The organism is Bacillus sp. ABR, from assembly GCF_056172715.1.
This window is the reverse complement of the sequence record NZ_JAOYSL010000002.1, coordinates 278,070-304,559: the sequence shown is the minus strand read 5'-3', so window position 1 is coordinate 304,559 and position 26,490 is coordinate 278,070. Positions and strand designations below refer to the sequence as shown.

Here is a 26,490-nt window from a genome sequence, read left to right as displayed (position 1 = left end):
GTCAATCTAATGAAAAAGGAGGAGCCTATGCGTCTTTTATTTTATACCGTACTGACCATGTCCCTTTCACCTATCTGGCCGCTTGGACAAAACCCGCTGCCAGGTGACCCATTTGTCATTATTAATAAACAAACAAATGAACTTGCCTTTATTGATCAAGGGAAAATTCAAAAAGTATATCCTGCCTCTACAGGAAAAACAGCAGATTTAACGCCAGAAGGTGAATTTACCATTATGATCAAAGCGAAAGATCCCTATTACAGAAGAAAAAATATTGAAGGCGGTGCGAAGAATAATCCTCTTGGACGAAGATGGATTGGATTTGATGCACGAGGAACAGATGGCAGAACCTATGGAATTCATGGAACAAGTGATGAAACTTCGATTGGGAAATTTATCACGGCAGGCTGTGTGAGACTTCATAATCAAGATGTAGAGCTGCTGTTTGATCAGCTTCCAATTGGAACAAAGGTATGGATTACAAAATCAAGTGCTTCCTTTGAAACGCTTGCCAAAGACAAACAGGCCATTCGTTGATATCCCGAATCACCTGCTTGTCTGCTTTTATTCAATTCTTACAAAAAGGCTGCTGCTCCTGCTAAAAGTGAAGAAACTAACAGCAGGCTTATCATAAGCAATACCATAAATTTCATGAATTTTTGAGACATATCGCACCCCTATAACCGAAGATTTTTGCGACAAGCGCAGTTGTCTTTATTTTATCTGGTTTTTTCATATGCGACAAGTGATCAGCAAAGGAAGTGAACGGATGACACAAATCGATCATATTGCCATTGCCGTCTTTTCTATTAAAGAAACATCTCAAACGCTTCATCAGCTATTTAATTGGCATTTTTCAGACATACAAGAGATTCCTGAGCAGGAGATTAAAGCGTCCTTCGCTTCATTTGATGATCTGCACATTGAATTAATTGAGCCAATCTCAGCCCGCAGTAAACTACATACCTTTTTAACAAAAAGAGGAGAGGGGCTTCATCATATTGCGCTAAAGTCGGGTGACATTCAGGCTGATCTTAGCCGTCTCGATCACCTTGGCGTGCAGCTTCTCCAAAAAACAGCACAGATGGGCGCCAACGGAAAGCAAATTGCATTTATTTCACCTAAAGAAACGTCAGGTGTGTTATTTGAATTGTGCGAGTCCTTGAAAGGAGAGAAACATAGTGAATGATTCGTTCAATGACTTGTCTGAATGGCGGAAGAAAGCGTTAATGGGCGGCGGCGAAAAACGAGCAGCGGCTCACAAGAACAAAGGAAAGCTGACGGTTCGAGAGCGGCTTCATGAACTTCTTGACGAGGGCAGCTTGATGGAAATTCAGTCATTTGCAACAGGCGAGCTCTCAGAGCATGTTGGTGACGGTGTCGTCATTGGAACGGGACTCATTCATGGAAAGCCTGTCTGTGTTTATGCACAAGATGCAACAGTATATGGGGGCTCATTAGGCGAAATGCATGCGAAGAAGATTGCCTCTTTAATGGATCTGGCCGCTAAAAATCAGATGCCGGTCATCGGTCTAAAAGACTCAGGTGGTGCGAGAATTCAAGAGGGTGTGGTATCATTAGAAGGATACGGACAGATTTTTAAACGGAATGTGCTGTACTCTGGTCGAATCCCGCAAATATCTGTTATTTTAGGTTCATGTGCTGGAGGTGCAGTCTATTCTCCTGCATTGACTGATTTTGTCTTCATGACAGAGCAAACAGCTCATATGTTTTTAACTGGTCCGAAAGTAATAGAAAAAGCAACAGGAGAAACGGTCTGTCCTGACCGTCTTGGCGGTGCAAGTGTTCAGCATCAGACAAGCGGGAATGTGCACTATACTGGGAAAGATGAGAAGGACGTGTTAAAAGCGGTTCGAACTCTTTTAACGTACATACAAACGAAACAACAGGCTGTCACACGCGCTGGGGCACGAAAGCACGATTCCGCCGATCCAGGCAGAATTCTGCCCAAGGATCCATCACGCACCTATGATGTCAAACAAGTGGTGACAGCGATAACCGATCCAGACTCATTCTTTGAAACGCAGCCTTGTTTCTCAAAAAATATTGTCACAGGTTTTGCCAGATTACAAGGAGCCTCCATTGGTGTTGTTGCCAATCAGCCAAAGGTGCTGGCAGGCAGCCTTGATCTTGACGCTGCGGATAAAGCGGCCAGGTTTATTCGATTTTGTGATGCGTTTCATATTCCGATCTTAACCCTTGTGGACGTTCCTGGTTTTTTACCAGGGGAGAAAGCTGAGCATGCAGGAATTATCCGCCACGGTGCAAAGCTTTTATATGCGTATGCTGAAGCAACCGTTCCCAAAATCACTGTGATTTTAAGAAAGGCGTTTGGCGGTGCTTATGTCGCGATGAATAGCAAGGGCTTAGGCGCTGACTTTGTTTATGCATGGCCAGAGGCCGAAATTGATGTCATGGGGAAAACGTTCGCAGACGAAATTGTTCATCCTGCTTCGCGCGAGTCTGAAAACAAACCAAGTTTATGGAAAGCGGCCCAGGCAGGTCTGATAGACGATATTTTTATGCCAGCTGAAACGAGAGAGCGATTGATCCGCTCATTTGATTTGCTTCGCAGTAAGGAAGAAGATAGACCGTTAAAAAAGCATGGCAACATGCCGCTATAAGAGGAGGAGCATCATCATGATCAATGAAAAACGCTTACTAGACGAATTTTTAGAATTAGTTCAGGTTGATTCAGAAACAAAACACGAAGAGAAAATTGTTGAAGTATTAAAAGAAAAATTCTCGCAGCTTGGTCTTAAAGTGGTTGAAGACGATTCAAAAGCGGCAACAGGCCACGGTGCAGGCAACCTTGTCTGCACATTAGAAGGGAACCAAGAGGCAGATACGATTTATTTCACTTCTCATATGGATACAGTTGTGCCGGGAAATGGCGTAAAACCAGTCATTGAGGACGGATATGTGAAAACAGATGGAACAACTATTCTTGGTGCTGACGATAAAACAGGACTTGCTGCTATGTTTGAAGCGATCCGTGTGCTGAAAGAGAAAAATTTACCGCACGGGAAGATTGAATTTGTGATCACAGCAGGTGAAGAATCAGGACTTGTTGGAGCAAAAGCGTTAGACCCAAAATTGATGACAGCGAAATACGGCTATGCCCTTGATTCAGATGGCAAGGTTGGTACGATTATCGTAGCTGCACCAACACAGGCAAAAGTACGCGCAACGATTTACGGAAAAACCGCTCACGCAGGTGTCGCGCCTGAAAAAGGTGTGTCTGCGATTACCATTGCATCAAAAGCAATTGCCAGCATGCCGCTTGGCCGGATCGATGAAGAAACAACAGCGAATATCGGCCGTTTTGAAGGCGGAACACAAACGAATATTGTGTGCGATCAAGTCGATATTTTGGCGGAAGCACGCTCTTTAGAACCAGCAAAAATGGAAGCTCAAGTAGCGAAGATGAAAGAAGCCTTTGAAAAAACCGCTAAAGAAATGGGCGGAAGTGCCGATGTACAAATTGACATCATGTATCCAGGCTTCAAATTCTCACACGGCGATCAAGTCGTAGAAGTGGCGAAAAAAGCGGCAGCAAAAATTGGCCGTCCTTCAGAACTGCAGACGAGCGGCGGAGGCAGTGATGCAAACGTCATTGCAGGCAACGGCGTCCCAACTGTCAACCTAGCTGTTGGATATGAAGATATTCATACGAAAAATGAGAAAATGCCGATTGAAGAATTAGTCAAAACAGCTGAAATGGTTCTCGCCATTATCGAAGAAACGACAAATCCATCGTAAAGGCAGGAGACTCTGTGAGCGCGCAAAAGATTATTATTTTTCAGGTAGGGCAAGAGGAGTTTGGCATCAGTGTAGAGCATATTCGTTCGATTGAAAAGGTCCCTTACTTACAAGAAGTATCGAACCTTCCAAAAGAAATTAAAGGGCTGATGTCATTAAGAGGAGAGGTCATTCCTGTCAGTGACACAGGTGTGATGCTTCACGGAAAGCCTCTTGATGTAAACGAGCAGTCAAAGGTACTGCTATTTGAAGTAAACGATCAAATGATTGGCTGTCTTGTCTCAGATGCAAAAGATATTATCGATATCGAGCAAAGCGAGATCAAGCCATTTCATATGAACACGAAGGCCTCTGAATATTTCTTCGGCGTTGTTGAGAGAGAAAACAAAATGATTTTACAAGTGGACCCAAATAAGTTCCTTGGGAAAATTGAGGACCTCGATCAATTGCCAGACCGGTTGAAAGAAGAATTGGCATAATGAAAAGCCCCTTATCTTTAGATAAGGGGTTTATTTTTATTCAGCAGCTGGTTTGGCTTGTTCGTTAGCCGCAGCTTTCGTTTTTGATTTTTGGTACATGACATTTAAAATAATCGTTTGAATCGTGAGTAGTAGTCCGCTTGTCATCCAGTATAAAGGAAGAGCAGCGGGTGCATTAATTGAAAGAAACAGCATCATGATTGGGAAAATCATGCCCATTACTTTCGCCTGCTTCAGCGCAGCCTCTGTCTGGGTGCCTGATTGCTTCGCATATTTTTGCGTGACATAAAATTGTAAGAAATACATAGCCCCTGCAAAAATCGCCACCAATAAATCGGTTTGTCCTAAGTTAAACCATAAGAACGTATGAGTTGCGATCTCAGGTGTTGAGCGGATTGCTGAGTAAAAGCCAAGAACAATTGGAATTTGAATCAGCATCGGCAGACAGCCCATGGCAAGCGGATTCACATTGTTCTCTTTATATACTTTCATCATTTCCATTTGCAGTTCTTTTTGTTTTTCAGGTTCTTTCGTTTTCTTCAATTTGCTTTGTATTTGGTCAATCTGAGGCTTCACCAATGCCATTTTTTCCTGCATGACTCTTTGCTTCTTAAATTGATTCGCAAAAAGCGGGAAAATCAGCAGGCGGACAATCAAGGTGACGAACATAATCGATAAACCATAATCATCATGAAAGAAGTTCGCAAGCCAAATGATCAGCTCAGAAAAAGGCTGAACAAAATAATGATGGAAAAAACCATCAGAGCTCGTATTCGTTTGCGCACTCGCTGCAAATGCAGGTGACGCAATCATCATCAAACATAAAGTCGTAAAAACAGTCAATAAACGTTTCAATTCGTTTCCTCCTCATGATTAAAAAAATTTAATAAGCGAGAGGAAGCGAATGGTCTTCATCATCATTAGATGATCTTTTCATTCGAATGACTTTACTAATCCAAGTTGTAATGCGATCATATATGATAAACAGAAAGTCTGTTCGATTCAAGCAAGATGCGTCCAACTCTTCCAAACGATGCCCACCAAGGTGTTCGTTCATACGGCAGTCTTTTAGTAAAAAAGCAATGCCGATGGCCGTCAGCGCTGGAAGAATAATCGTAAAGAATTCAACAAGGAAAAAGACTTCATTGAATGTATCAATAATCATGATTATCACATCCATTTCATTACTCACAGTGTACTATACACATGGTTAAATGTCTAACAGAACCACGTGTTTTCTTCATTAAATAAAATTCCTTATTCTGTATAAAATAGTAAATGTCATCCAAACTTCATATTTCCTATCCTATAATGAGGGGGATGAAAAGAAATGGAGGTTTTGAATATGACAAGTATTTACCCAAAGTTTCGAGCAGCTGCGGTACAAGCAGCACCGGTCTACTTAAATTTGGAAGCAACCGTTGAGAAATCATGTGACCTGATTGACGAGGCAGCTTCAAATGGTGCAAAGCTTGTGGCATTCCCAGAAGCATTTTTACCTGGTTATCCTTGGTTTGCTTTTATTGGTCATCCAGAATATACAAGAAAGTTCTATCATGAATTATATAAAAATGCAGTTGAAATCCCTAGCTTAGCCATTCAAAAACTCAGTGAAGCAGCAAAAAGAAATGAAACGTATGTTTGTATATCATGTAGTGAAAAAGATGGCGGCTCTCTCTATTTAGCTCAGCTTTGGTTTAATCCAAATGGGGATTTAATAGGAAAACATCGGAAAATGAGAGCTTCTGTAGCAGAAAGACTCATTTGGGGGGATGGAAGTGGCAGTATGATGCCAGTGTTTCAAACTGAAATTGGAAACCTGGGCGGATTGATGTGCTGGGAGCATCAAGTCCCGCTAGATCTTATGGCGATGAATGCCCAAAATGAGCAGGTACATGTAGCCTCTTGGCCAGGTTATTTTGATGATGAAATATCAAGCAGATATTATGCTATCGCGACACAGACATTTGTGCTGATGACATCATCTATATATACGGAAGAAATGAAAGAGATGATTTGTTTAACGCAGGAGCAAAGAGATTACTTTGAAACATTTAAGAGCGGGCATACGTGCATTTACGGGCCGGATGGGGAGCCGATCAGTGATATGGTTCCAGCTGAAACAGAGGGAATTGCTTACGCTGACATTGATGTAGAAAGAGTCATTGATTACAAGTATTATATTGATCCGGCTGGACACTACTCCAATCAAAGTTTGAGTATGAATTTTAATCAACAGCCTACTCCGGTTGTGAAACAATTATATCCTCAAAAAAATGAAGTATTCACATATGAGGACATTCAATATCAACATGGTATACTTGAAGAAAAAGTGTAAATGAACGTGAAACCTTCTCTTTTTTAGAGAAGGTTTTTTTGAGGAAAGATGAAATAAATCAATGTATAATCAAAAATAGCTGATCAAAATTCAGGTAGATAAGAAAATGGGGTTATGCCAATGTCAAATATTATTTTTCATATAGACATGAATGCTTTTTATGCCAATGTAGAAATGGCGTATGATCCTTCTTTGCGAGGGAAACCTTTAGCTATCAGCGGAAATGCAAAAGAGCGTAAAGGGATTGTTGTGACGTGCAGCTACGAGGCGAGAGCATTAGGTGTGAAGCCCCCGATGCCCTTGTGGGAGGCGAAGCGGCTATGTCCGGGACTCATTGTCCGCACACCGAACTTTGACCGGTACCGCAGCTCCTCACAAGAGATGTTTACAATACTAAGAGAATACAGTGATTTAGTCGAACCTGTATCGATTGATGAGGGCTACATTGATTTAACGCATACGCCATATGCCGAACATGCGGTAAAAACGGCTCATGATATTCAAACAAGGCTAGTAGAGGAGCTGATGCTTCCTTCAAGTATCGGCATTGCACCGAATAAATTTTTAGCGAAAATGGCGTCTAATTGGAAAAAGCCAATGGGAATCACCATATTGCGTAAACGAGATGTTCCGAACATGCTTTGGCCGCTACCTGCTGGTGACATGCACGGGGTTGGACAAAAAACGGCAGATAAATTGAAAACCATCGGAATTCATACTATAGAAGACTTAGCGAAAGCGAATGAGTATACGCTAAAAGAATTGCTTGGCATTAATGGACCGAGATTAAAGCAAAAGGCGAATGGTGAACATGACGGCATCGTGGACCCAGAAAGAATATACGAATTTAAATCCGTCGGCAATTCATCCACTCTGCCTCATGATTCGGATGATTCAGATGAACTTGTCACGTTAATTGATAAGCTGTCACAATCTGTGAGTGCAAGGTTAAAGAGAAAAGAAGTGATGGCGAATCGGCTGCTCATCATGATTCGGTATGCAAGCTGGAAAAATATCACGCGAAGTATCATGCTCACAAATCCAACGGATCGAAAGGAAGACATATTTGAAGCGGCAAAACAGTTATTCCTGAAACATTGGAATGATCAGCCAGTGAGGCTCTTAGGTGTAACGGGGACAGACCTAGTCGAACGAAAAGCAGCCGTTAAACAGCTTGATTTATTTTCATATACAGAAGATGCAAAAGAAGAGCCCCTCCAAACCATTTTAGATGGACTGAAAGAAAAATATGGAAAACCATTGGTGCAAAGAGGGATCACCATTAAGGAAAAAGAGAGTAAAACAAGCGGGACAAGTTTTAATAAAGATTTTTTTCAGGACGAAAGAGGAAATGACTAGCCTGAAAACTTGATAAAAGAGGTGATGTTGTGGTAATTTCAAAGGGTACATCATTTCAGCAGTAATCAATATAGTGTGTTAGAAGGGACGTCAGAATTATGTCAAAACAACAAATCGGTGTGGTTGGACTAGCCGTTATGGGGAAAAACCTTGCCCTCAATATTGAAAGCCGCGGTTTCTCCGTATCCGTTTATAACAGATCTAGCAGCAAAACAGAAGAGTTTCTTCAAGAAGCAGAAGGAAAAAACGTTGTTGGCACATACAGCATCGAAGAATTTGTTCAGTCGCTTGAAACACCGCGTAAAATTCTTTTAATGGTAAAAGCTGGTGCAGCAACAGATGCAACCATTCAATCATTACTTCCTCACCTAGAGAAAGGTGACATTTTAATTGATGGTGGAAATACATATTACAAGGATACACAAAGACGTAATCAAGAGCTTGCAGAAAGTGGCATTCACTTTATTGGTACAGGTGTTTCCGGCGGTGAAGAAGGCGCGCTAAAAGGTCCTTCCATCATGCCAGGCGGTCAAAAAGAAGCGCATGAGCTAGTGAAACCAATTTTAGAAGCGATCTCTGCGAAAGTAGATGGCGAGCCTTGTACAACGTATATCGGCCCAGATGGAGCAGGACATTATGTCAAAATGGTTCATAACGGTATCGAGTACGGAGATATGCAATTGATCTCTGAATCATACTTTATCTTGAAGCATGTTGCTGGATTGTCAGCAGGGGAGCTTCATGAAGTATTCTCAGAGTGGAATAAAGGCGAGCTTGACAGCTATTTAATCGAAATTACAGCTGACATTTTCACAAAAGTGGATGAAGAGACAAACCAGCCGCTTGTGGATGTGATCTTAGATAAAGCTGGTCAAAAAGGAACTGGAAAATGGACAAGCAAAAGCTCACTTGATCTAGGTGTCCCGCTTCCAATCATTACTGAATCTGTTTTTGCGCGCTACATTTCAGCTATGAAAGATGAGCGTGTGGAAGCAAGTCAATTGATCCAAGGTCCTGAGCCTGCGCAATCAGCTGAGAATAAACAAGAGCTGATCGAAGCGGTTAGAAAAGCCCTATTCATGAGTAAAATCTGTTCTTACGCACAAGGCTTTGCGCAAATGAAAGCAGCGTCTGATGAATATAACTGGGATTTAAAATACGGTGAAATTGCGATGATCTTCCGTGGTGGATGTATCATTCGTGCAGCCTTCTTACAACAAATTAAAGAAGCATATGACCGTAATCCTGAACTGAAAAACTTATTGCTTGATCCATACTTTAAGGATATTGCTCAAAACTATCAATCATCACTTCGTAAAGTCATTTCACTTGCAGTGGAACAAGGAGTTCCTGTTCCTTCATTCTCAAGTGCACTTGCTTACTTTGATAGCTATCGCACAGCTGTTCTTCCAGCGAATTTAATTCAAGCACAGCGTGACTATTTCGGTGCACATACGTATGAGCGCACAGATAAAGAAGGCGTATTCCATACTGAATGGATGAAATAAACAGAACGACTGAAAAACCTTACCTTTGGTAAGGTTTTTTTGTTTGCATCTTTTCGGCTAAAAATGAGAAAAAGAGGGATGCTATGTAAAAAAGACAAGAAAGTAGGGATAGAAGTGGGCATCTTATATGCACTTCTCCCAGCGATATTTTGGGGAAGTATTGTTCTCATCAGTGTCAAACTAGGCGGAAATGCGTATCAGCAAACTCTCGGCATTACGCTCGGCGCGTTTTTATTTTCGATTGTAGCTTTTTTCATCAAAATGCCAGAGCTGACACCGCTTATATTTGCGGTTTCCGTCATTTCAGGCATCTTTTGGAGTATTGGACAAATGAATCAGCTTTCAAGTGTCGCTTTTCTTGGCGTGTCTAAAGCGGTTCCTTTATCAACGGGCATGCAGCTTGTGAGCACGACCCTATTTGGCGTCATGGTCTTCAAAGAATGGCAGACAATGACGGTCATACTCATTGGTTCCTGCGCCATTTTACTGATCATTGCAGGTGTTGTCATGACATCGCTCGGTCAAAAAAAGAATGGCGGCGAGAATGGCAGAGGCAATTTTAAAAAAGGGATCATTATTCTACTCATATCCACCGTCGGCTACGTCGGATATGTTGTCATTTTAAGATGGTTTGATATTGATGGCTGGTCTGCACTCGTCCCGCAATCTGTCGGCATGCTGCTTTCATCCTTAGCGATTAGTTTAAAGCAGGATCCATTTAGTAAATATACGTTTAGAAATATCATTTCCGGTCTTGTTTGGTCAACAGGAAATCTTGGGCTTCTTTTGGCCATTCCATTAATTGGCGTAGCCGTAAGCTTTTCAATGTCACAAACAGGGATTGTCATCTCAACACTAGGCGGCATTTACTTATTAAAAGAGAAAGCGTCTAGAACAAGCTTTGTCATTGCAGGCTGCTTGATGATTATTGCAGGCGGTGTGCTGCTAGGCTTTACAAAATAGGAGGTAACACGAATGTATCCAGATTTAGAAGGAAAAACAGTTCTGATTACAGGCGCAGGTACAGGAATTGGCCAAGCGATGGCACGCCGATTTGGACAAGAAAAAGCCAATGTGGTGATCAATTACTTCTCTGATAAAGAAAATCCGGATGACACCATTGCAGAAATTCAAAAACATGGCGGACAGGCTGTGAAAATCAAAGGAGATGTATCAAAGGAAGAGGATATGCAAGCAATGATTAATAAAGCTGTTGATACATTCGGCAGCCTTGATGTGATGATCAATAACGCAGGCATTGAAAATGAAGTGCCTTCCACCGAAATGACGCTGGATAATTGGAACAAAGTGATGTCTACCAATTTAACAGGTATGTTTCTAGGATGCCGTGATGCACTAAAGTATATGACGGATCATGGGATAGAAGGCTCGATCATTAATATGTCGTCGGTTCATCAGCAAATTCCTTGGCCTCATTTTGTCCATTATGCAGCTAGTAAAGGAGGCGCCAAGCTTTTGACAGAAACATTGGCGCTTGAATATGCCCCTAAAAAAATCCGTGTAAACAGTATTGCACCAGGCGCCATTGATACCCCGATTAATGCGGAGAAATTCGATGATCCAGCCTTGAAAAAAGGCGTGATTGAGCTGATTCCAATCGGCTATATTGGAAAGCCGGAAGAAGTGGCAGCATGCGCTGTCTGGCTGGCATCAAAAGAAGCAAGCTATGTTACGGGCCTAACGTTATATGTAGACGGCGGCATGACAAAGTATCCAGGTTTTCAGGCAGGAAAAGGATAATATAAAAAAAGAGCGTACAATACGCTCTTTTTTTATATTAAATACAGACAAATAAAATTAAATGTCTAGACATTTAAAAATAAAAATATATAATATTAATTGGAAGCGCTTTTATTACAACAATGGGGTGATAGAAATGAAACGTATTTTATTAGCATGCAGTTCAGGAATGTCTACGAGTTTACTAGTGACAAAGATGAAAGCACATGCCGATTCAATTGGGGACGAAGCAGAAATTTGGGCAGTTGGGCAAGATCAAGCGAGAAAAGAAATGGCGAATGCGGATGTTGTGTTAATCGGACCGCAAATGAGCTTTTTAAAAGGAGACCTTCAAAAAGAAGCAAAAAAATACGGGATTGAGGTAGAAGTCATTGATATGCAGGCATACGGGCTTGCCGATGGACAAAAAGCGTATGAACAGGCACTTACACTGATGGGGGAATCTTAAAGGATGGAAAAGAAAACACTCGAAGGGCTCACGGAGGAACAAGTCAGCTTTCAATTGATCTTACACAGCGGGAATGCGCGCAGTAAATTGCTCGAGGCTCTGAAACAATATCGAGAAGGTCTAGAAGAAAAGGCTTTTGGTCTCATGAAAGAAGCGGAAGAAGATTTACGGCATGCACATGACATCCATTTTCAACTCGTACAGAAAGAGGCAGGAGGAGAAACAACATCCTTTTCCTTACTGCTCATGCACGCCGAAGATCACTTAATGTCGACCATTACCATCAAGGAGCTTGTGGGAGAGCTCCTGCCGATATTCCAATCGCTGAAACAATAAAGGGTGTAAACAAGGGGGGAAACCAATGTTTGATAAAATAAGTGCCATTTTGGTTCCGATTGCTGGGAGATTGAACAACAACCGCTATTTAGGCGTATTAAGGGATGCCTTTATGCTTGCGTTCCCGCTCACCATCTTTGGTTCCATTATGGTTGTGCTGATGAATTTGCCATTTTTAGATAAAATCATGAGTAAAACCGTACTGGAAGGCGTCCAGTCTGCACTGAATATCGCACCGAGTGCGACCATCAGCATTATGAGTGTGTTTGTTGTATTTGGGATTGGCTACTATTTATCAAAAAGCTATGATGTAGAAGCTGTCTTTGGCGGCGTGATTGCTTTAGCCTCTTTCTTGCTTCTAACTCCGTTTTTACTAGAACAAGAAGGCGGTGCAACGATTGCAGGCGTCATCCCAGTCGATCGTTTAGGTGCTAAGGGGATGTTCCTAGGAATGATCACAGGCTTTTTATCTGCTGAAATTTATCGTTATTTTGTCCAGAAGAAATTTGTGATCAATATGCCGCAAGGGGTTCCGCCAGCTGTTTCCAAGTCTTTTGCTGCACTGATCCCGGCTACTTTGACACTTACAACCTTTTTATTAATTAATATCATCATTACACAAGGCTTCAAAACAAATATGCATGATCTGATTTATCATGCAATTCAGGCGCCGCTTGTCGGTCTTGGAAGCGGTATCATTCCGACGTTGATCGCTGTTTTCTTTATACAAATTCTTTGGTTCTTTGGGCTTCACGGTCAAATTATTATCAACTCTGTCATGGATCCGATTTGGAATACATTATCCATTCAAAACCTAGAGAGCTATACAAAAACAGGTGAGGTTCCTAATATCATCAGCAAGCAGTTTATTGAAATCTATACGGTTGGAATGGGTGGAACCGGTATGACGCTTGCTGTTGTGTTTACCATTTTAATTTTCTTGAAAAGTAAGCAATTAAAACAAGTAGCCAAGCTCGGCTTAGGACCAGGATTATTTAACGTCAATGAACCGATTATCTTCGGTTTACCAATTGTCATGAATCCGCTTATTCTGATTCCGTGGATTTTGGCGCCAATGGTCATTACATGTATTACTTATTTTGCGATGGCATCAGGCATTGTACCGCCGCCTACAGGCGTGAATATCCCGTGGACAGTTCCGATCTTTATTAGCGGAATGATGGCGACAAATTCACTAGCTGGCGGTCTACTTCAGTTGTTTAACCTGATGATTGTGTTTGTCATTTGGTTCCCGTTCCTGAAATTTATTGACCGGATGAATGTGAAAAATGAAAAAATAACGACAACAGAAAATACGAAGGCAGCAAACATCAAAGGTGAAGGAGACTCAATACATGTCGATGGAAACTAACAAGCAATCATATACATTTCCAGAAGGTTTCTGGTGGGGATCTTCTGCTTCTGCGACGCAAACGGAAGGGAGCGTCCCTGGTGATGGAAAGGGACCGAACATTTGGGATCATTGGTTTGAACAAGAGCCTACTCGTTTTTTTGATGGCGTAGGGCCGAACGTGACATCTCAATTTTATCGAAAATATAAAGAAGATATCCGTCTAATGAAAGAAATTGGCCACAATTCATTTCGGCTGTCGATTTCATGGTCACGCCTTTTACCTGAAGGAACAGGTGCCGTCAATGAAGAAGCGGTATCCTTTTATAATGATGTGATCAATGAACTGATTGCACATGATATCGAGCCATTTGTGAACCTATACCATTTCGATATGCCAATGGCGCTGCAGGAGAAAGGCGGCTGGGTGAACAGACAGGTGGTCGACGATTATGTCAGCTATGCGACATTATGCTTCCAATTATTTGGTGACCGGGTGAAAAAATGGTTTACCCATAACGAACCGATTGTCCCTGTAGAAGGCGGATATATGTATAGCTTTCATTATCCAAACGAAGTCGATTTCCAAAAGGCTGTGCAGGTCGGTTTTCATGAACTTTTATCAAATGCGAAGGCGATTGCGGCTTATAAAGAGCTGCAGCAAGACGGTAAGATTGGCATCATCTTAAACCTGACCCCTTCGTACCCGCGAAGCGAGAATCCGCGCGATGTAGAAGCTGCAGAGATGGCCGATGCTTTCTTTAACCGCTCCTTCTTAGATCCTGCGGTGAAAGGACATTTCCCTGAAAAACTAGTAGAAGTCTTAAAGAAAGAAGGCTTTATGCCAAGTATGGAAGAAGGGGATCTTGAGCTGATTCAAGAGAATACGATTGATCTTCTTGGCATCAACTATTATCAGCCAAGAAGAGTGAAAGCGAAAGAGCATATGCCGCATCCTCAAGCACCATTTATGCCGAACCATTACTTTGATTCTTTTGAAATGCCGGGGAGAAAAATGAATGTGTATCGAGGCTGGGAAATCTATGAAAAGGGTATTTACGATATATTGAAAAAAGTCCAGACAGACTATGATAATATCGAATGCTTTATATCTGAAAATGGTATGGGTGTCGAAGGAGAAGAGCGATTTAAGGATGAAGAAGGAATGATTCATGACGATTACCGTATTGATTTTATATCTGAGCACCTCAAATGGGTGCATCAAGCCATTCAAGAAGGAAGCAATGTGAAAGGTTATCATCTGTGGACATTTATGGACAACTGGTCCTGGTCGAATGCATATAAAAATCGTTATGGATTTGTCTCAGTTGATCTTCAAAAAGACGGGAAACGAACGATTAAGAAGAGTGGATACTGGTTTCAATCAGTTTCAAAGAATAACGGTTTTTAATCAAAATACTTGCTCTTTCCTTGAAAAGGGCAAGTATTTTTCTTATGTGACGGTAAGTGGATGAAACAAAAATGGCTGGCACCTTTTAAGCGCACATCCCTTAGTGTAGAATGAGAAGAAGGCTAAAAAAACGCCATATTCCTTCTTGAAATAAGGCGCTATGAAAAAACAAGTCAGTTGGTGGTGTGAGATGAAGAAGTACGAACTCATTTCAGAAGAAATCAGAAAACGAATAGGAACAGCATATTATCCAGAAGATCAACCCATTCCAGATGAAAACTCGCTTGCCGCTGAATTTCAATGCAGCAGAATGACGATGAAGCGTGCGCTTGATCTTCTCGTTGCAGAAGGTCTGCTCTTTAGAAAAAGAGGCCACGGTACATTTATTGTGAAGGCGGCGCTCAATCAAGGGGCCATCAATGTATCAGGCCATGAAAATAAAGGGTTCACAAAAGTCATGGCGGATAAAAACGTCACGACTCAAATCATTCACTTTGATGTCCATTTTCCAAGCGAAGAGGTGGCAGCCCATCTATCTATTGACTCAACCACACCTGTTTATGATATCATCCGGCTCCGTCTTGTGGATGAAGAGCCTTATGTATTAGAAAAAACGTTTATGCCTGTCAATCTCATTAAGGGCATAGATGAAGAAGTTCTACTTGGTTCTATCTATGGCTATATTTCAAATGAGCTTCATTTAAAAATAGCAGGAGCGCACAAGAAAATTAGAGCGGCTAAATCAGATCAGCTGGATCAGCAGTATTTAGGGTGTGACCCAACAGATCCTGTGCTTGAAGTCGAGCAGGTTGCTTATTTAAACGCAGGGCAGCCATTTGAATATTCGTTTAGCCATCATCGCTATGATAAATTTGACTTTTCAACGGTTGAAATCACGAAAACAGGACGTTAAAAAAAGAGCAGAACCCCCGAGGGAGACTGCTCTTTTTTTATTTGATTTTATATATTCCACCAATGATATCCATCTTTTTCTAGAAGCTCATCAGCTTCTTTCGGTCCCATAGAACCAGCAGGATAGTTTGGTTTTAATGTTTTGTTTTCTGCCCATTTCTCAGAAATCGGATCAACGAAGTTCCAAGAAAGTGCTACTTCATCCCAGTGAGCAAAGTTTGTTGCATCGCCTAGTAAGCAGTCATGAATCAGTTTTTCATATGCTTCTGGTGTATTCATGATGTCATTATAGTTTGTCTGGTAGTCGAGTTTAATCGGTTTCGCATACGTGCCGCCATCCAGCTTGCGAGCATTCAGGTGAAGGGTGATGCCTTCATCTGGCTGAATATGAATGACAAGTAGGTTTGGATGCATGGCATTTCCGTTACCATAGTACAGGTTCATTGGAATGTCTTTAAATTGAACCACGATTTGAGTAGATTTCTTTTCTAACCGTTTTCCTGTCCGAATGTAAAATGGCACCCCGGCCCATCTAAAGTTATCAATCAGCAATTTCCCAGCCACAAATGTTTCTGTGTTTGAGTTCGGGTCAACATTTTGCTCTTTCAGATAAGAAGGAACCTCGCTGCCATCAATCGTACCCGTATCATACTGTCCGCGGACAAAGAATTGATCGACCTCATCTTTAGAGAAAGGACGAAGAGCGCGCAATACTTTCCGTTTTTCGCTGCGGATTTCCTCTGTATTCAGTTTAATTGGCGGCTCCATTGCTAAAAGGGCAACCATTTGAAGCATATGGTTTTGGACCATATCTCTTAGTGCACCAGAATTTTCGTAATATCGAGCCCGGTCTTCAACCCCCAATGATTCACTGGATGTTATTTGAATGTTTGAGATATAGCGGTTTGTCCAAAGCGGTTCAAAGATGGCATTCGCAAAACGGATAACCTCAATGTTTTGAACCATTTGTTTACCAAGATAGTGGTCAATACGATAAATTTGATCTTCTGTGAATGCATCACGAATTTCTTCATTTAATGTTTTCGCACTTGGCAGATCATGCCCAAATGGCTTTTCAATGACAAGTCGTGACCAGCCGGTTGTTTCTGATACGCCCTCACTCTTTAGGAACTTCGCAATCGTTCCGAAGAATTCCGGTGCCATAGCTAAATAGAACATGCGGTTATTTGGAATACTGTACGTATCTTCAAGGCCTGTTAGAAGCGTGTTAAGTGATTGATAGGAAGCAGGGCTTGATACGTCAAAATCGTGATAATAGAAATGTGAAATGAACTCTTCTGTTTTCGCTTCTGCATCATCAGAAGAAACAGATTCCTTTACCACAGATCTGAGGTCCTCATGAGACCACGGACGGCGTCCAACTCCAACAACAGCGAATTGATCACCGAGCTTTCCGCTATGATAAAGTCTATGTATAGAAGGGTAGAGCTTGCGTTTGGCAAGGTCTCCTGTTGCGCCAAAAATGACAATGACTGCTTTAGGGTTATTAGTTTCTGTATTCACGAGAAGTACCTCACTTTATTCGTAGCATTGTTGTAAAAACCGAGAATGTATGTACATTTTCTTTATTTTAAAGGTTCATTGTTCGTAAAGCAAACATTTGATTCGACTTTTTCTGCTCTCGTTTCACTTTTTTCAAAAATTCCGCTGAATTCACATTTACCTTGTCTTCATGTATTCTATATGAATGAAGATATTGTATACCGGCTTTAGGAGGAAAAGTAATGGAACTGCTCTTTTTAGGAACAGGTGCAGGCATTCCTGCAAAAACAAGAAACGTCACTTGCACAGCGCTAAAGCTTTTAGAAGAACGAAATGCAGTGTGGCTTTTTGATTGCGGAGAAGCAACACAGCACCAAATCTTACATACAACGATTAAACCGAGAAAGATCGAGAAAATATTTATCACACATATGCACGGAGATCATGTATATGGCCTTCCGGGACTTCTTGGCAGCAGATCCTTTCAAGGCGGGGAGGATGAATTGACGATCTATGGACCAAAGGGCATCAAGGCCTTTGTAAACGCATCACTTTCAGCCTCGCAAACGCATTTGACATATCCGCTGCATATCATAGAAATAGAAGAAGGGATCGTATTTGAAGATGATACCTTTCAAGTAGAAGCAAGAAGAGTCTCTCACGGGATTCCAGCTTACGGCTACCGGGTTGTGGAAAAAGATCTGGCTGGTTCATTAAAAGCCGAAGACCTAAAAGAAATCGGTGTAAAACCTGGACCTTTGTATCAGAAGTTGAAAAATGGGGAAACCGTGACACTCGAAGATGGAAGAACCATCGATGGAACCGATTATTTGGAACCCCCTAAAAAAGGGAGAATCGTTGCATTTTCAGGAGATACCCGTTTGTGCGAGAATATAACAAGGCTTGCCAAAAATGCGGATGTGTTAGTCCATGAAGCAACATTCGGTAAAGAAGATGCAGATTTAGCCTACAATTATTACCACAGCACAACAGAACAAGCAGCGAAAACAGCACAGGAAGCAAGCGTAAAAAGGCTGATTTTGACCCATATAAGTGCACGTTACCAAGGAGAAGAGGCACTGAAACAACTGTTGAAAGAAGCCCGCGATATATTTCCGCTGACAGAAGCTGCACATGATTTCTCTTCTTTTCCCATTGAACGCACCCTGTAAAAATTGGATGAATCGTCAAAAAAAGTTGTGTGATTTTTTTGATATTTATGATGACGCTCTTTTTCAGGTAGTGGTAAAATGGTGAAGAAAAAACAAATGACGAATCAAACTATGAAGAATACGGGAGGCACAATCAAAGATGAGCGGTTTTACAGCATTAAGTGAAGCAGAATTGAATGACCTATATGTGGCACTACAAAATGAGTATGAAACTTACAAAAGTAAAAACTTGCACTTAGACATGTCTAGAGGGAAGCCTTCACCAAAACAGCTCGATTTGTCTATGGGCATGCTCGATGTTGTGACATCAAAGGATGCAATGACAGCTGAAGATGGCACAGATGTGCGAAACTATGGCGGCTTGACAGGCCTTCCTGAAACGAAGAAATTTTTTGCAGATGTACTTAATTTAAAGCCTGAACAAATCATCATCGGCGGTAACTCAAGCCTGAATATGATGCATGATACCATTGCACGTGCGATGACTCACGGCGTATGTGACAGCAAAACACCTTGGGGAGAGCTGCCAAAGGTAAAATTCCTTGCACCAAGCCCAGGGTATGACCGTCATTTTGCCATTTGTGAGCTATTTAACATAGAGATGATCACGGTCGATATGAAGGCTGATGGACCTGATATGGATCAGGTAGAAAAATTGGTCGCAGAAGATGAAGCGATTAAAGGCATTTGGTGTGTACCAAAATATAGCAATCCAGACGGTATTACGTATTCAGATGAAGTCGTTGACCGCCTAGCTTCAATGAAAACAAAAGCAGACGACTTCCGCATTTTTTGGGATGATGCATATGCAGTCCACCATCTAACGGATACACCTGATACGTTAAAAGATATTTTTCAAGCAGTTGAAGAGGCAGGATACCCGAACCGTGTGTTTATGTTTGCGTCTACGTCTAAAATTACATTCCCAGGCTCAGGTGTTGCACTGATGGCGTCTAGCCCGGACAATGTGAGCTTTACTCAAAAGCAATTATCGATTCAAACGATCGGACCGGACAAAATCAATCAACTTAGACATCTTCGTTTCTTCCAAAATCCAGAAGGTTTGAAGGAACATATGAAAAAGCATGCAGCGATCATTAAGCCAAAATTTGACCTCGTTCTTTCCATTCTTGACGAAAAACTTGGCGGAAAAGATATCGCTGAATGGCACAAGCCAAATGGCGGATATTTCATTAGTTTAAATACACTTGATCATTGTGCAAAAGCGGTTGTGCAAAAAGCTAAAGAAGCAGGTGTCACAATGACAGGCGCAGGTGCAACATATCCATATGGAAAAGATCCGCTTGATCGTAACATTCGCATTGCACCAACATTCCCGGCTCTTGAAGAACTAGAGCAAGCGATTGACATCTTTACATTATGTGTTCAGCTTGTCAGCATTGAAAAGCTGCTTTCTGAAAAAAGTCAATCTGCTCCAACGGCATAAATAAAAGAAACTCCTTGACTCATAACGGGTCAAGGAGTTTTTCGTTTTAATTAGCAGTTTGATAATAGGAGACAGGTTGTTTGGCTGCGCACCATACATCATAGATGGCAAGCTGTACAATATGCGGTTCATCATGATGAATATAGTGCGAGCTGTTCTGCGCTTGAATCCATCCGCTTTGGGATGACAAAGACAGCATGCGTTTATGCAGTCTGAGCCAAGCTTCATGCGCTGGATGAAACAATCGGCTCTTACCTGATGAAATGACAAGAAGCGGCATCATCCCATAATGGGTTTGCTCCTCTTTGATTGTGCTTAACATTTGCTGAAAGTCCTCATGCGTACATTCTGCTGTAAATTGCTCCAGATATGAAGTGCGTTCTTCCTTTGATAAAAGCGGCAGGATCACCTGCTCTTGTTCCTCACTTGCTGGGTCTAGCAGCACCATGCCGATGACATCATCTCCTCTTCGGCTTGCCCATAGCCGGCTGACAAGAGAGCCGAATGAGTGAGCGACGATGAGAAATGGCGGCTGAATATTGGCTTCTTTCAGCAGCGCATCTAAATCATCAGCGAGGTCATGCAAGGTTCTTCCTTCACCGCTCTTACTGCTCTTTCCATTTCCTAAACGGTCGTATAAGAAAACCCCAAGCTCTGGGTCAATATCACGGGCCATATTCGACCACGTATCACTAGAAATGCCGTAGCCAGCTTCAAAGATAATCGTGGCTTGCCTTTTGCCTTGACGATGTTTTGTATAAAAATGGTGTCCATCTATATGATACATTTTTTCAATCATTGCCGAATTCATTCTTCCATCTCCTCTAAGTGGTTCTTTAGCTAAAAGACGGCACAAAAGGCAGATATGTTTCTCTTAAAAACAAAAAAGATGCCTATTTCGAAAAATAGACACCTTTTTTCCTAAAAGCTTTTACCAAGCACGATCATATTGACGCGGGCTTTCAATGGATGTACGGAGCTCTTGAGCAGCTGTTTTTGGAAAGTATGGATCGCGTAAAAATTCTCTGCCAATAAAGATCAAATCTGCACGCTGATTTCGTAAAATCTCCTCTGCCTGTACACCAGATGTGATCAGACCGACAGCAGCTGTTTGAATGCCGGCCCCTTCTTTTATTTTCTCAGCGAATGTTACTTGGTAGCCGGGGAATGTGTTGATTTTCGCCTGTACGACAGCACCTGAGCTGACATCGATTAAGTCGACACCTTGCTCTTTGAGCCAAGTGGCAATCCCAATATAATCTGCAATATCAAGTCCTTTTGTTGTGTAATCAGAAGCCGACACACGGAGAAATAAAGGTCCGTCCCATACGGCGTTGACCGCGTCTACGACTTCTCTTAAGAAACGATAGCGGTTTTCTGGTGAACCGCCATAGTCGTCTGTTCGGTGGTTCGCAAGCGGTGAAAGAAATTCATTGATCAAATAGCCATGTGCACCATGAATTTCAATGATGTCAAAGCCCGCTTTTTTTGCCCGTACAGCTGCATCCTGAAACGCCTGAACGGTATCTTTGATTTGATCAACAGACATCTCGACAGGGGTTTTAGATGTTTCATCAAATGGAATGCTTGATGGTGCAAGGATGTCCCCATCAAGTTCAGCTTTACGTCCTGCATGGGCTAGCTGGATGGCTGTCTTCGTTCCGTATGATTTGATTTGTTCGTTTAATGAAGCGAAACCTTCAATGTGCTCATCGCTCCAAATACCGAGGTCGTGATCACTAATTCTTCCCTCAGGAGATACAGCACTTGCTTCCACCATAATGAGGCCAGCCTGACCTTGTGCACGGGAAATATAATGTGTGAAGTGGAAAGGCTGTAATTTCCCATCACGGTCATAGGATGAATACATACACATCGGGGACATCACGATGCGGTTTTTCAGTGTAACACCTTTTAATGTCCAAGGTGAAAAGAGTTTTGTTTCCAAATACCTTCGCCTCCTCATGGAATTGTATAGCCGATTATAACAGCCATTCAAACTTTCGTCATAAAAGGTGCTCAAAGAATATAGCTTTTATACACGTTTTTGTATAATGGAGAGATAGAGACATCAAAGGGGGAGAACGGATGAAATGGCAAACAGAGAGTGAACTAAAGGAGCTCCTGACAGCTCTTATGCAATATGAAAGCATATCAGGTACAACAGGAGAAGTCGCGTTAGCGGAATACTTATATTATTTGCTAAGGGAACGGCCTTATTTTGAGCAGAACCCTGATCATTTGGCTTTGCATCCGATGAAAGATGGCCGGTATTATTTAACGGCACTTGTGAAGCGCAGTACGCTGCGGCGTACCGTGCTGCTTCTTAGTCACTTTGATGTAGTTGATACAGAAGATTACGGCGAATTTCAAAACATGGCATGCAAGCCTGAAGAGTTAATGGCATCCTTTTCGCAAAAAATTGCGCTACTTCCAAAGAGGGCAAGAGAGGACCTTGCTTCAGGCGACTGGCTGTTTGGGAGAGGGGCCATGGATATGAAAGCAGGGCTCACCGTGCAGCTTTCTATGCTGGAAAGAGCGATGACAGAAACATTTGATGGAAATGTCCTGCTTGTCACAGTTCCTGATGAAGAAGTGAATTCACAAGGAATGCTTGAGGCTGTCCCGAAACTAAAGGAGCTTAAAGAAAAGCATGACCTTGACTATACCGCGTGTTTAAACAGTGAGCCCATGTTTGAAAAGTATCCAGGGGATGAACATCATTATATGTATACAGGCAGTATAGGAAAGGTATTAGCCGGATTTTTCTGTAAAGGGATTGAAACGCATGTAGGAGAGCCATTCTCAGGTTTAAATGCGAATTTTATGGTATCTGAACTAAACCGGCTGTTAGAGCTCAATAGTGATTATTGTGAGGAAGTAGATGGTGAAGTAACTCCGCCCCCAACGAACTTAATGCAAAAGGACTTGAAAGAAGCCTATTCCGTTCAAACACCTCACACAGCCGTATCTTTATTTAATGTGCTCATGATGAAACGTTCAAGTGAAGAACTGCACGGCCTTCTCTATGATACTGCGAAGCAAGCAGCAGACCAAATCGAGGCCAATCTTCAGCAAAAAACAGCTGACTTTCAGCGATTCAAACACTTTACACCAATTGACACCCGGGTTACGGTACTCACGTATCACGAGCTGTATCAAAAGGCCGCAGAACGCTCTGGTGAACAGGAGGTTGAGCGCATTGTCAACTATGCCTTTGCCAACCGGGGTGAGCTTGGAGATCGTGATTTTTCAACGGAAATTGTCTCGGAGCTGACGACGCTTTGTAAGGAAGAAGGACCGCTGATTGTTCTATTTTATAGTCCGCCATTTTACCCTTCTGTGTCCTCAACAGAAGATCCGCATATTCAGAAGACATTCAAGAAGATTCAAGAAGAGGCAAAAGAGGTGTACGGACTTGAAGTAGAGGAAGTGAAATATTTCCCGGGATTGTCTGATTTAAGTTACTTACAGCTCGAAAAGCAGGAGGTAGGTCATTACACGACCAATATGCCGCTTTACCAAAAGGGCTATTCTTTACCGCAAGGAGAAAAGGAAGCCCTTTACGTTCCAGTCATCAACGTGGGTCCATTAGGAAAGGACCCGCACAAATGGACAGAGCGGCTGCACGTCCCGTTCTCTTTTGGCATTTTGCCAGAACTACTAGAATCAACGATTCATGCTTTATTAGAGAAAGAGTAAGTAGATGTGATGAAGAGCCCTATCTTGATGATAGGGCTTTTGGTTGTGAATGTTCAGTCTATATTTTCATGGTTATACCAAAAGTTTCATACGTAAATTGTATATAAAACAATAGTCCTTACAAAAAGTAGTGAAAATGATTGAAATATTCAGAAAAGTCTATTATAATCAATTATGTAATTAAGTTACATTTATTCTAATTAAAAGGAGGTGATAAAAATGAAGCGTAACGAGTGGATTGCAATCTAATGAATAGAATCAATACTTACTGAAAAGAGTTTTTCGCAGAGAAGTGCTTTATTTAGCTTCTCTGTGAATTTGTATGTAGAATAAAAATAGACGAGAGTTGGGTGAGATAATTGTCAAATATGAAAAGTTATTATGATGAGCATCCGTCTTTGTGGAATTTTCTTTATCCGTTTTTTGGCCAAGCGAGCCAAGAAGGAGCACAATCTCGTGTGACAGAATTCATTCAGAAAGAGCGAACATTTCAAAAAGGGAAAAACGCTTTATATTTACATATCCCTTTCTGCGATACGATTTGTTCGTTTTGTCCTTTTATTAAATCTACGAAATATGAGCCCATTATCGGAAAATATATAGATGCTTTAATCAATGAGATGCGTATCTTATCCCAATCCCCTAATATCCAAAAAATGACGTTTGATGTGGTGTTCGTTGGTGGAGGGACTCCTTCCATAATGCCCCCAGAGCTAATCTATCGACTTTCGACCGCTATAAAAGAAAATTTCTCATTATCTGCTGATTATGAATGGACATTTGAATGTGAAGCAAAAACAGCTACGCCAGAAAGAGTGGCTGCTATGGCTGAAGGTGGAGCCAACAGAGGGAGCTTTGGTGTCCAAACATTAAATGAACACTATCGGAAAATGTTCAACTTAACGGCTAGTTTTGATCAAATCTCTCAGACTGTGGACTTAATGAAACGTCATTTCCAATCTTATAATATTGATTTGCTTTATCAGCTGCCTGGACAAACGAAAGAAGAGATGATTGAGGACATAAATGGAGTGATGGCATTAGGAAGCACAAGTATTGATACGTATCCACTAGAATATATTGCTTGTTCAAAGGGATGGTTATCAAAAATTAACAAAGGCAAGGTGCCAATGCCGCCAAATCCTAAAGAAAAATTTGAGTTTAGTGATACATTATATCTTCATTTAAAAACGAATGGCTGGCATCAAAATTATGTGTATACGTTTATGGCTCCAGAGCATCAGAATAAACGTTTTCAATATGGCGAAGTGATTTACGGAGGATATGAAGATCAATATATTGGTTTGGGAACAGGAGCGATCTCCTATATGCAAGGCATGATATGGTCAAATGAAGGAAATACGCAAAAGTATATCGAAAGCCTAACGAATCAAGAATTACCTATTGTTAAATCTAGAGAATATCATGCTTTTGATAGAAGACTCGTCTTCTTCCCTAAAACAATGAAAATAGAAAAAACGCATCTGAATCGAATGCCAAAACGTGAAGAAATCTATCGTAAACTACACCTGCTCATAATGAAAGGAGTAGTTGAAGAAGCGGAGCAATATTTTTTAATCAAAGAAGAAGCGAAGCCATGGTATCCGGCGATCTTAGTTGATCTTATACCAGAAAAAGAGAGAGAAAATTATGATCAAGCCGTGGAGTTTATGCAAAAAGAGTTAGGTTGGTACGAGTCGACTGAGGTGCTCCTCTAATGGTTTCAAAGAAAGAAACGACATCGCTATTCAAAGATCAAAATTTTGTCTGTTTCTTTATTGGGCAAAACTTATCAGCTTTTGGAGATTGGTTTAGAACGATAGCGACAATTGGTTTAATTTATGAACTTACTGGGAAAGCGACTCATCTAAGCATTCTATTTATTTGTTCCATGCTCCCTCTTATTTTAACATCTATGCTTTTGAGCCCAATTATAGATAAGTTTTCTTACAAAAAAGTTGTGATATTCGCAGATGTGGCACGTTTTATCATTGGACTGGGGTTTGTTTTAGTTGTCACAATGAATGTTACACCGTTTATCCTTTATTTATTATTGGCGTTAAATGGTGCTTTCTCTGGTATATATCTGCCAGCTCGTTCATCTATGATACCTGAAATCATTGATAAGGAGCAGCTTTCTAAGGGGAATAGTATACTGGCCACATCTTTTAGCGCATCGATGCTCATCGCGACAGGATTAGGCGGGTTGGTGACAGAAATTTGGTCAATTTCTACAATTTATTTAGTAGATGCGCTGACATTTTTATTATCAGCTATGCTGTTAATTCCTATTAAAGCGAAAGAAGCATCTGAAAAAAAAGAGTATGTGTCATATGTTCAAAGTTTTAAAGAAGGGATTAAAGAAATCAAAGGATCACCCAAAATTCAAAGCGCCATATGGATATTGATGTCAAGAGAGTTTGTTTTAAGCATCGTTTATGTTTTATTTAGTCTGTATATTTTAGAAGTGGCCAGAGAAGGGAATTTTGGCTTGGGCCTTGGTCATACAATTAGTGGACTAGGGCAAATTATCGGTGGACTTACACTTGCAGCGTACTTCAAAAAAGCGAAATTCTCCTTTCAATTTTATAAAAGGTGGTCCACGTTAGCGGTTATATTGCTTGCGATATTACATGCATTGTCGTATCAACAAACGACTTTTATTGGATTTTTGATTGTTGTTTTATTAGCCAATCTATTATATAGTCCAGTCGAAGTTTTGTATTCTACTAATATTATGACCTATGCAAGCAGTCATTTAAGAGCCCGTGTTTTTTCAGTAGGTCTTGCATTATCACGCATATTTTATATTAGTGGGTTTATCCTCATGGCATTTATCGGAGATTTGATTCCTATACATATCATAGCTATAGGGATGGCCGGGCTTGTGATAGTAGCAGGTTTAATGAACAGCTTCCTGCTACTAAAAGGAAAGCATCAAGATAAATCAAAAGTAGAAATGCATTCACTGTAAAGGGGA

26 protein-coding genes are annotated in these 26,490 nt (G+C 41.3%); 20 read left to right on the top strand and 6 right to left on the bottom strand.

The features are described 5' to 3' along the window. Nucleotides 1–27 precede the first annotated feature (27 nt). Nucleotides 28–537, top strand: a complete 510-nt coding sequence (locus tag OIT90_RS06885; RefSeq protein WP_041106809.1) for a L,D-transpeptidase — start codon at nucleotides 28–30, stop codon at nucleotides 535–537. Nucleotides 538–575: 38 nt separating this feature from the next. Here OIT90_RS06885 and prli42 read toward each other — a convergent pair whose 3' ends face one another. Continuing rightward, complete coding sequence (prli42, locus tag OIT90_RS06880) at nucleotides 576–668, bottom strand: stressosome-associated protein Prli42 (RefSeq protein ID WP_149126490.1); 93 nt, start codon at nucleotides 666–668, stop codon at nucleotides 576–578. A gap of 101 nt (nucleotides 669–769) precedes the next feature. Here prli42 and mce point away from each other — a divergent pair, with 101 nt between their 5' ends. From mce to OIT90_RS06860, 4 genes are read left to right on the top strand one after another with little or no spacing between them, the layout of a single operon-like run. After that, on the top strand, nucleotides 770–1,189 hold the full coding sequence (mce, locus tag OIT90_RS06875) for a methylmalonyl-CoA epimerase (RefSeq protein ID WP_474892388.1): 420 nt from the start codon (nucleotides 770–772) through the stop codon (nucleotides 1,187–1,189). Then, entirely contained in the window at nucleotides 1,182–2,645 is a 1,464-nt protein-coding gene (locus OIT90_RS06870) for an acyl-CoA carboxylase subunit beta (RefSeq protein ID WP_440601732.1), read from the top strand. Before mce ends, OIT90_RS06870 begins: the two co-directional genes overlap by 8 nt. A 16-nt stretch (nucleotides 2,646–2,661) precedes the next feature. Then, on the top strand, nucleotides 2,662–3,783 hold the full coding sequence (locus OIT90_RS06865; protein WP_474892387.1) for a tripeptidase T: 1,122 nt from the start codon (nucleotides 2,662–2,664) through the stop codon (nucleotides 3,781–3,783). A 14-nt stretch (nucleotides 3,784–3,797) separates the two neighbouring features. Then, on the top strand, nucleotides 3,798–4,262 hold the full coding sequence (locus tag OIT90_RS06860) for a chemotaxis protein CheW (protein ID WP_039179788.1): 465 nt from the start codon (nucleotides 3,798–3,800) through the stop codon (nucleotides 4,260–4,262). Between the two features lie 36 nt (nucleotides 4,263–4,298). Here OIT90_RS06860 and OIT90_RS06855 read toward each other — a convergent pair whose 3' ends face one another. Next, nucleotides 4,299–5,117 carry a membrane protein insertase YidC gene (locus tag OIT90_RS06855; RefSeq protein WP_052773100.1) on the bottom strand — a complete coding sequence of 273 codons (819 nt, stop codon included), beginning with the start codon at nucleotides 5,115–5,117 and terminating at the stop codon, nucleotides 4,299–4,301. A gap of 28 nt (nucleotides 5,118–5,145) precedes the next feature. After that, nucleotides 5,146–5,427 (bottom strand): hypothetical protein, encoded by a 282-nt coding sequence (locus tag OIT90_RS06850; RefSeq protein ID WP_058838009.1) that lies wholly within the window; start codon nucleotides 5,425–5,427, stop codon nucleotides 5,146–5,148. Nucleotides 5,428–5,607: 180 nt separating this feature from the next. Here OIT90_RS06850 and OIT90_RS06845 point away from each other — a divergent pair, with 180 nt between their 5' ends. The 10 genes from OIT90_RS06845 to OIT90_RS06800 all read left to right on the top strand — a co-directional run bounded on the left by OIT90_RS06845 (nucleotide 5,608) and on the right by OIT90_RS06800 (nucleotide 15,687). After that, nucleotides 5,608–6,600 carry a carbon-nitrogen hydrolase family protein gene (locus OIT90_RS06845; RefSeq protein WP_126681615.1) on the top strand — a complete coding sequence of 331 codons (993 nt, stop codon included), beginning with the start codon at nucleotides 5,608–5,610 and terminating at the stop codon, nucleotides 6,598–6,600. Between the two features lie 114 nt (nucleotides 6,601–6,714). Next, a complete protein-coding gene (locus OIT90_RS06840; RefSeq protein ID WP_039179779.1) occupies nucleotides 6,715–7,959 on the top strand; it encodes a DNA polymerase IV in 1,245 nt (414 codons plus the stop codon). Nucleotides 7,960–8,057: 98 nt separating this feature from the next. Then, entirely contained in the window at nucleotides 8,058–9,467 is a 1,410-nt protein-coding gene (gndA, locus tag OIT90_RS06835; RefSeq protein WP_041086071.1) for an NADP-dependent phosphogluconate dehydrogenase, read from the top strand. Between the two features lie 114 nt (nucleotides 9,468–9,581). Then, complete coding sequence (locus OIT90_RS06830) at nucleotides 9,582–10,430, top strand: GRP family sugar transporter (RefSeq protein ID WP_186319801.1); 849 nt, start codon at nucleotides 9,582–9,584, stop codon at nucleotides 10,428–10,430. 12 nt (nucleotides 10,431–10,442) lie between these two features. Beyond that, nucleotides 10,443–11,228: a glucose 1-dehydrogenase gene (locus OIT90_RS06825; RefSeq protein WP_039179773.1), complete on the top strand. Its 786-nt coding sequence runs from the start codon at nucleotides 10,443–10,445 to the stop codon at nucleotides 11,226–11,228. Between the two features lie 136 nt (nucleotides 11,229–11,364). After that, nucleotides 11,365–11,676 carry a PTS sugar transporter subunit IIB gene (locus OIT90_RS06820; protein ID WP_041086064.1) on the top strand — a complete coding sequence of 104 codons (312 nt, stop codon included), beginning with the start codon at nucleotides 11,365–11,367 and terminating at the stop codon, nucleotides 11,674–11,676. A gap of 3 nt (nucleotides 11,677–11,679) precedes the next feature. Next, nucleotides 11,680–12,012, top strand: coding sequence for a PTS sugar transporter subunit IIA (locus OIT90_RS06815; protein WP_039179767.1), 333 nt, complete (start codon nucleotides 11,680–11,682; stop codon nucleotides 12,010–12,012). A gap of 25 nt (nucleotides 12,013–12,037) precedes the next feature. Next, nucleotides 12,038–13,384: a PTS cellobiose transporter subunit IIC gene (celB, locus tag OIT90_RS06810; protein WP_039179764.1), complete on the top strand. Its 1,347-nt coding sequence runs from the start codon at nucleotides 12,038–12,040 to the stop codon at nucleotides 13,382–13,384. Then, the gene (locus tag OIT90_RS06805) at nucleotides 13,368–14,774 is read left to right on the top strand and encodes a glycoside hydrolase family 1 protein (RefSeq protein WP_251180454.1); all 1,407 of its coding nucleotides are present in this window, start codon (nucleotides 13,368–13,370) and stop codon (nucleotides 14,772–14,774) included. Before celB ends, OIT90_RS06805 begins: the two co-directional genes overlap by 17 nt. A 190-nt stretch (nucleotides 14,775–14,964) precedes the next feature. Then, the gene (locus OIT90_RS06800) at nucleotides 14,965–15,687 is read left to right on the top strand and encodes a GntR family transcriptional regulator (protein ID WP_024428032.1); all 723 of its coding nucleotides are present in this window, start codon (nucleotides 14,965–14,967) and stop codon (nucleotides 15,685–15,687) included. A 47-nt stretch (nucleotides 15,688–15,734) separates the two neighbouring features. Here the strand turns inward: OIT90_RS06800 and zwf are convergent, their stop codons facing one another. After that, on the bottom strand, nucleotides 15,735–17,210 hold the full coding sequence (gene zwf / locus OIT90_RS06795; protein ID WP_047202253.1) for a glucose-6-phosphate dehydrogenase: 1,476 nt from the start codon (nucleotides 17,208–17,210) through the stop codon (nucleotides 15,735–15,737). A gap of 221 nt (nucleotides 17,211–17,431) precedes the next feature. On the opposite strand from zwf, the gene rnz reads away from it, so the two are divergent. Next, the gene (rnz, locus tag OIT90_RS06790; protein WP_461198244.1) at nucleotides 17,432–18,361 is read left to right on the top strand and encodes a ribonuclease Z; all 930 of its coding nucleotides are present in this window, start codon (nucleotides 17,432–17,434) and stop codon (nucleotides 18,359–18,361) included. A gap of 139 nt (nucleotides 18,362–18,500) precedes the next feature. Then, a complete protein-coding gene (locus OIT90_RS06785) occupies nucleotides 18,501–19,808 on the top strand; it encodes an aspartate aminotransferase type Ic (protein WP_039179751.1) in 1,308 nt (435 codons plus the stop codon). Between the two features lie 46 nt (nucleotides 19,809–19,854). Here the strand turns inward: OIT90_RS06785 and OIT90_RS06780 are convergent, their stop codons facing one another. Further along, a complete protein-coding gene (locus tag OIT90_RS06780; protein WP_474892386.1) occupies nucleotides 19,855–20,619 on the bottom strand; it encodes an alpha/beta fold hydrolase in 765 nt (254 codons plus the stop codon). Between the two features lie 120 nt (nucleotides 20,620–20,739). Beyond that, nucleotides 20,740–21,756, bottom strand: coding sequence for an NADPH dehydrogenase NamA (gene namA, locus OIT90_RS06775; protein ID WP_268502856.1), 1,017 nt, complete (start codon nucleotides 21,754–21,756; stop codon nucleotides 20,740–20,742). A gap of 140 nt (nucleotides 21,757–21,896) precedes the next feature. Here namA and OIT90_RS06770 point away from each other — a divergent pair, with 140 nt between their 5' ends. The 3 genes from OIT90_RS06770 (at nucleotide 21,897) to OIT90_RS06760 (ending at nucleotide 26,484) form a co-directional block, all read left to right on the top strand. Next, complete coding sequence (locus tag OIT90_RS06770) at nucleotides 21,897–23,510, top strand: M20/M25/M40 family metallo-hydrolase (protein ID WP_474892385.1); 1,614 nt, start codon at nucleotides 21,897–21,899, stop codon at nucleotides 23,508–23,510. A 368-nt stretch (nucleotides 23,511–23,878) separates the two neighbouring features. Continuing rightward, on the top strand, nucleotides 23,879–25,228 hold the full coding sequence (locus OIT90_RS06765) for a coproporphyrinogen-III oxidase family protein (RefSeq protein WP_126681710.1): 1,350 nt from the start codon (nucleotides 23,879–23,881) through the stop codon (nucleotides 25,226–25,228). After that, a complete protein-coding gene (locus OIT90_RS06760) occupies nucleotides 25,228–26,484 on the top strand; it encodes an MFS transporter (RefSeq protein ID WP_474892384.1) in 1,257 nt (418 codons plus the stop codon). Before OIT90_RS06765 ends, OIT90_RS06760 begins: the two co-directional genes overlap by 1 nt. Nucleotides 26,485–26,490 lie beyond the last annotated feature (6 nt).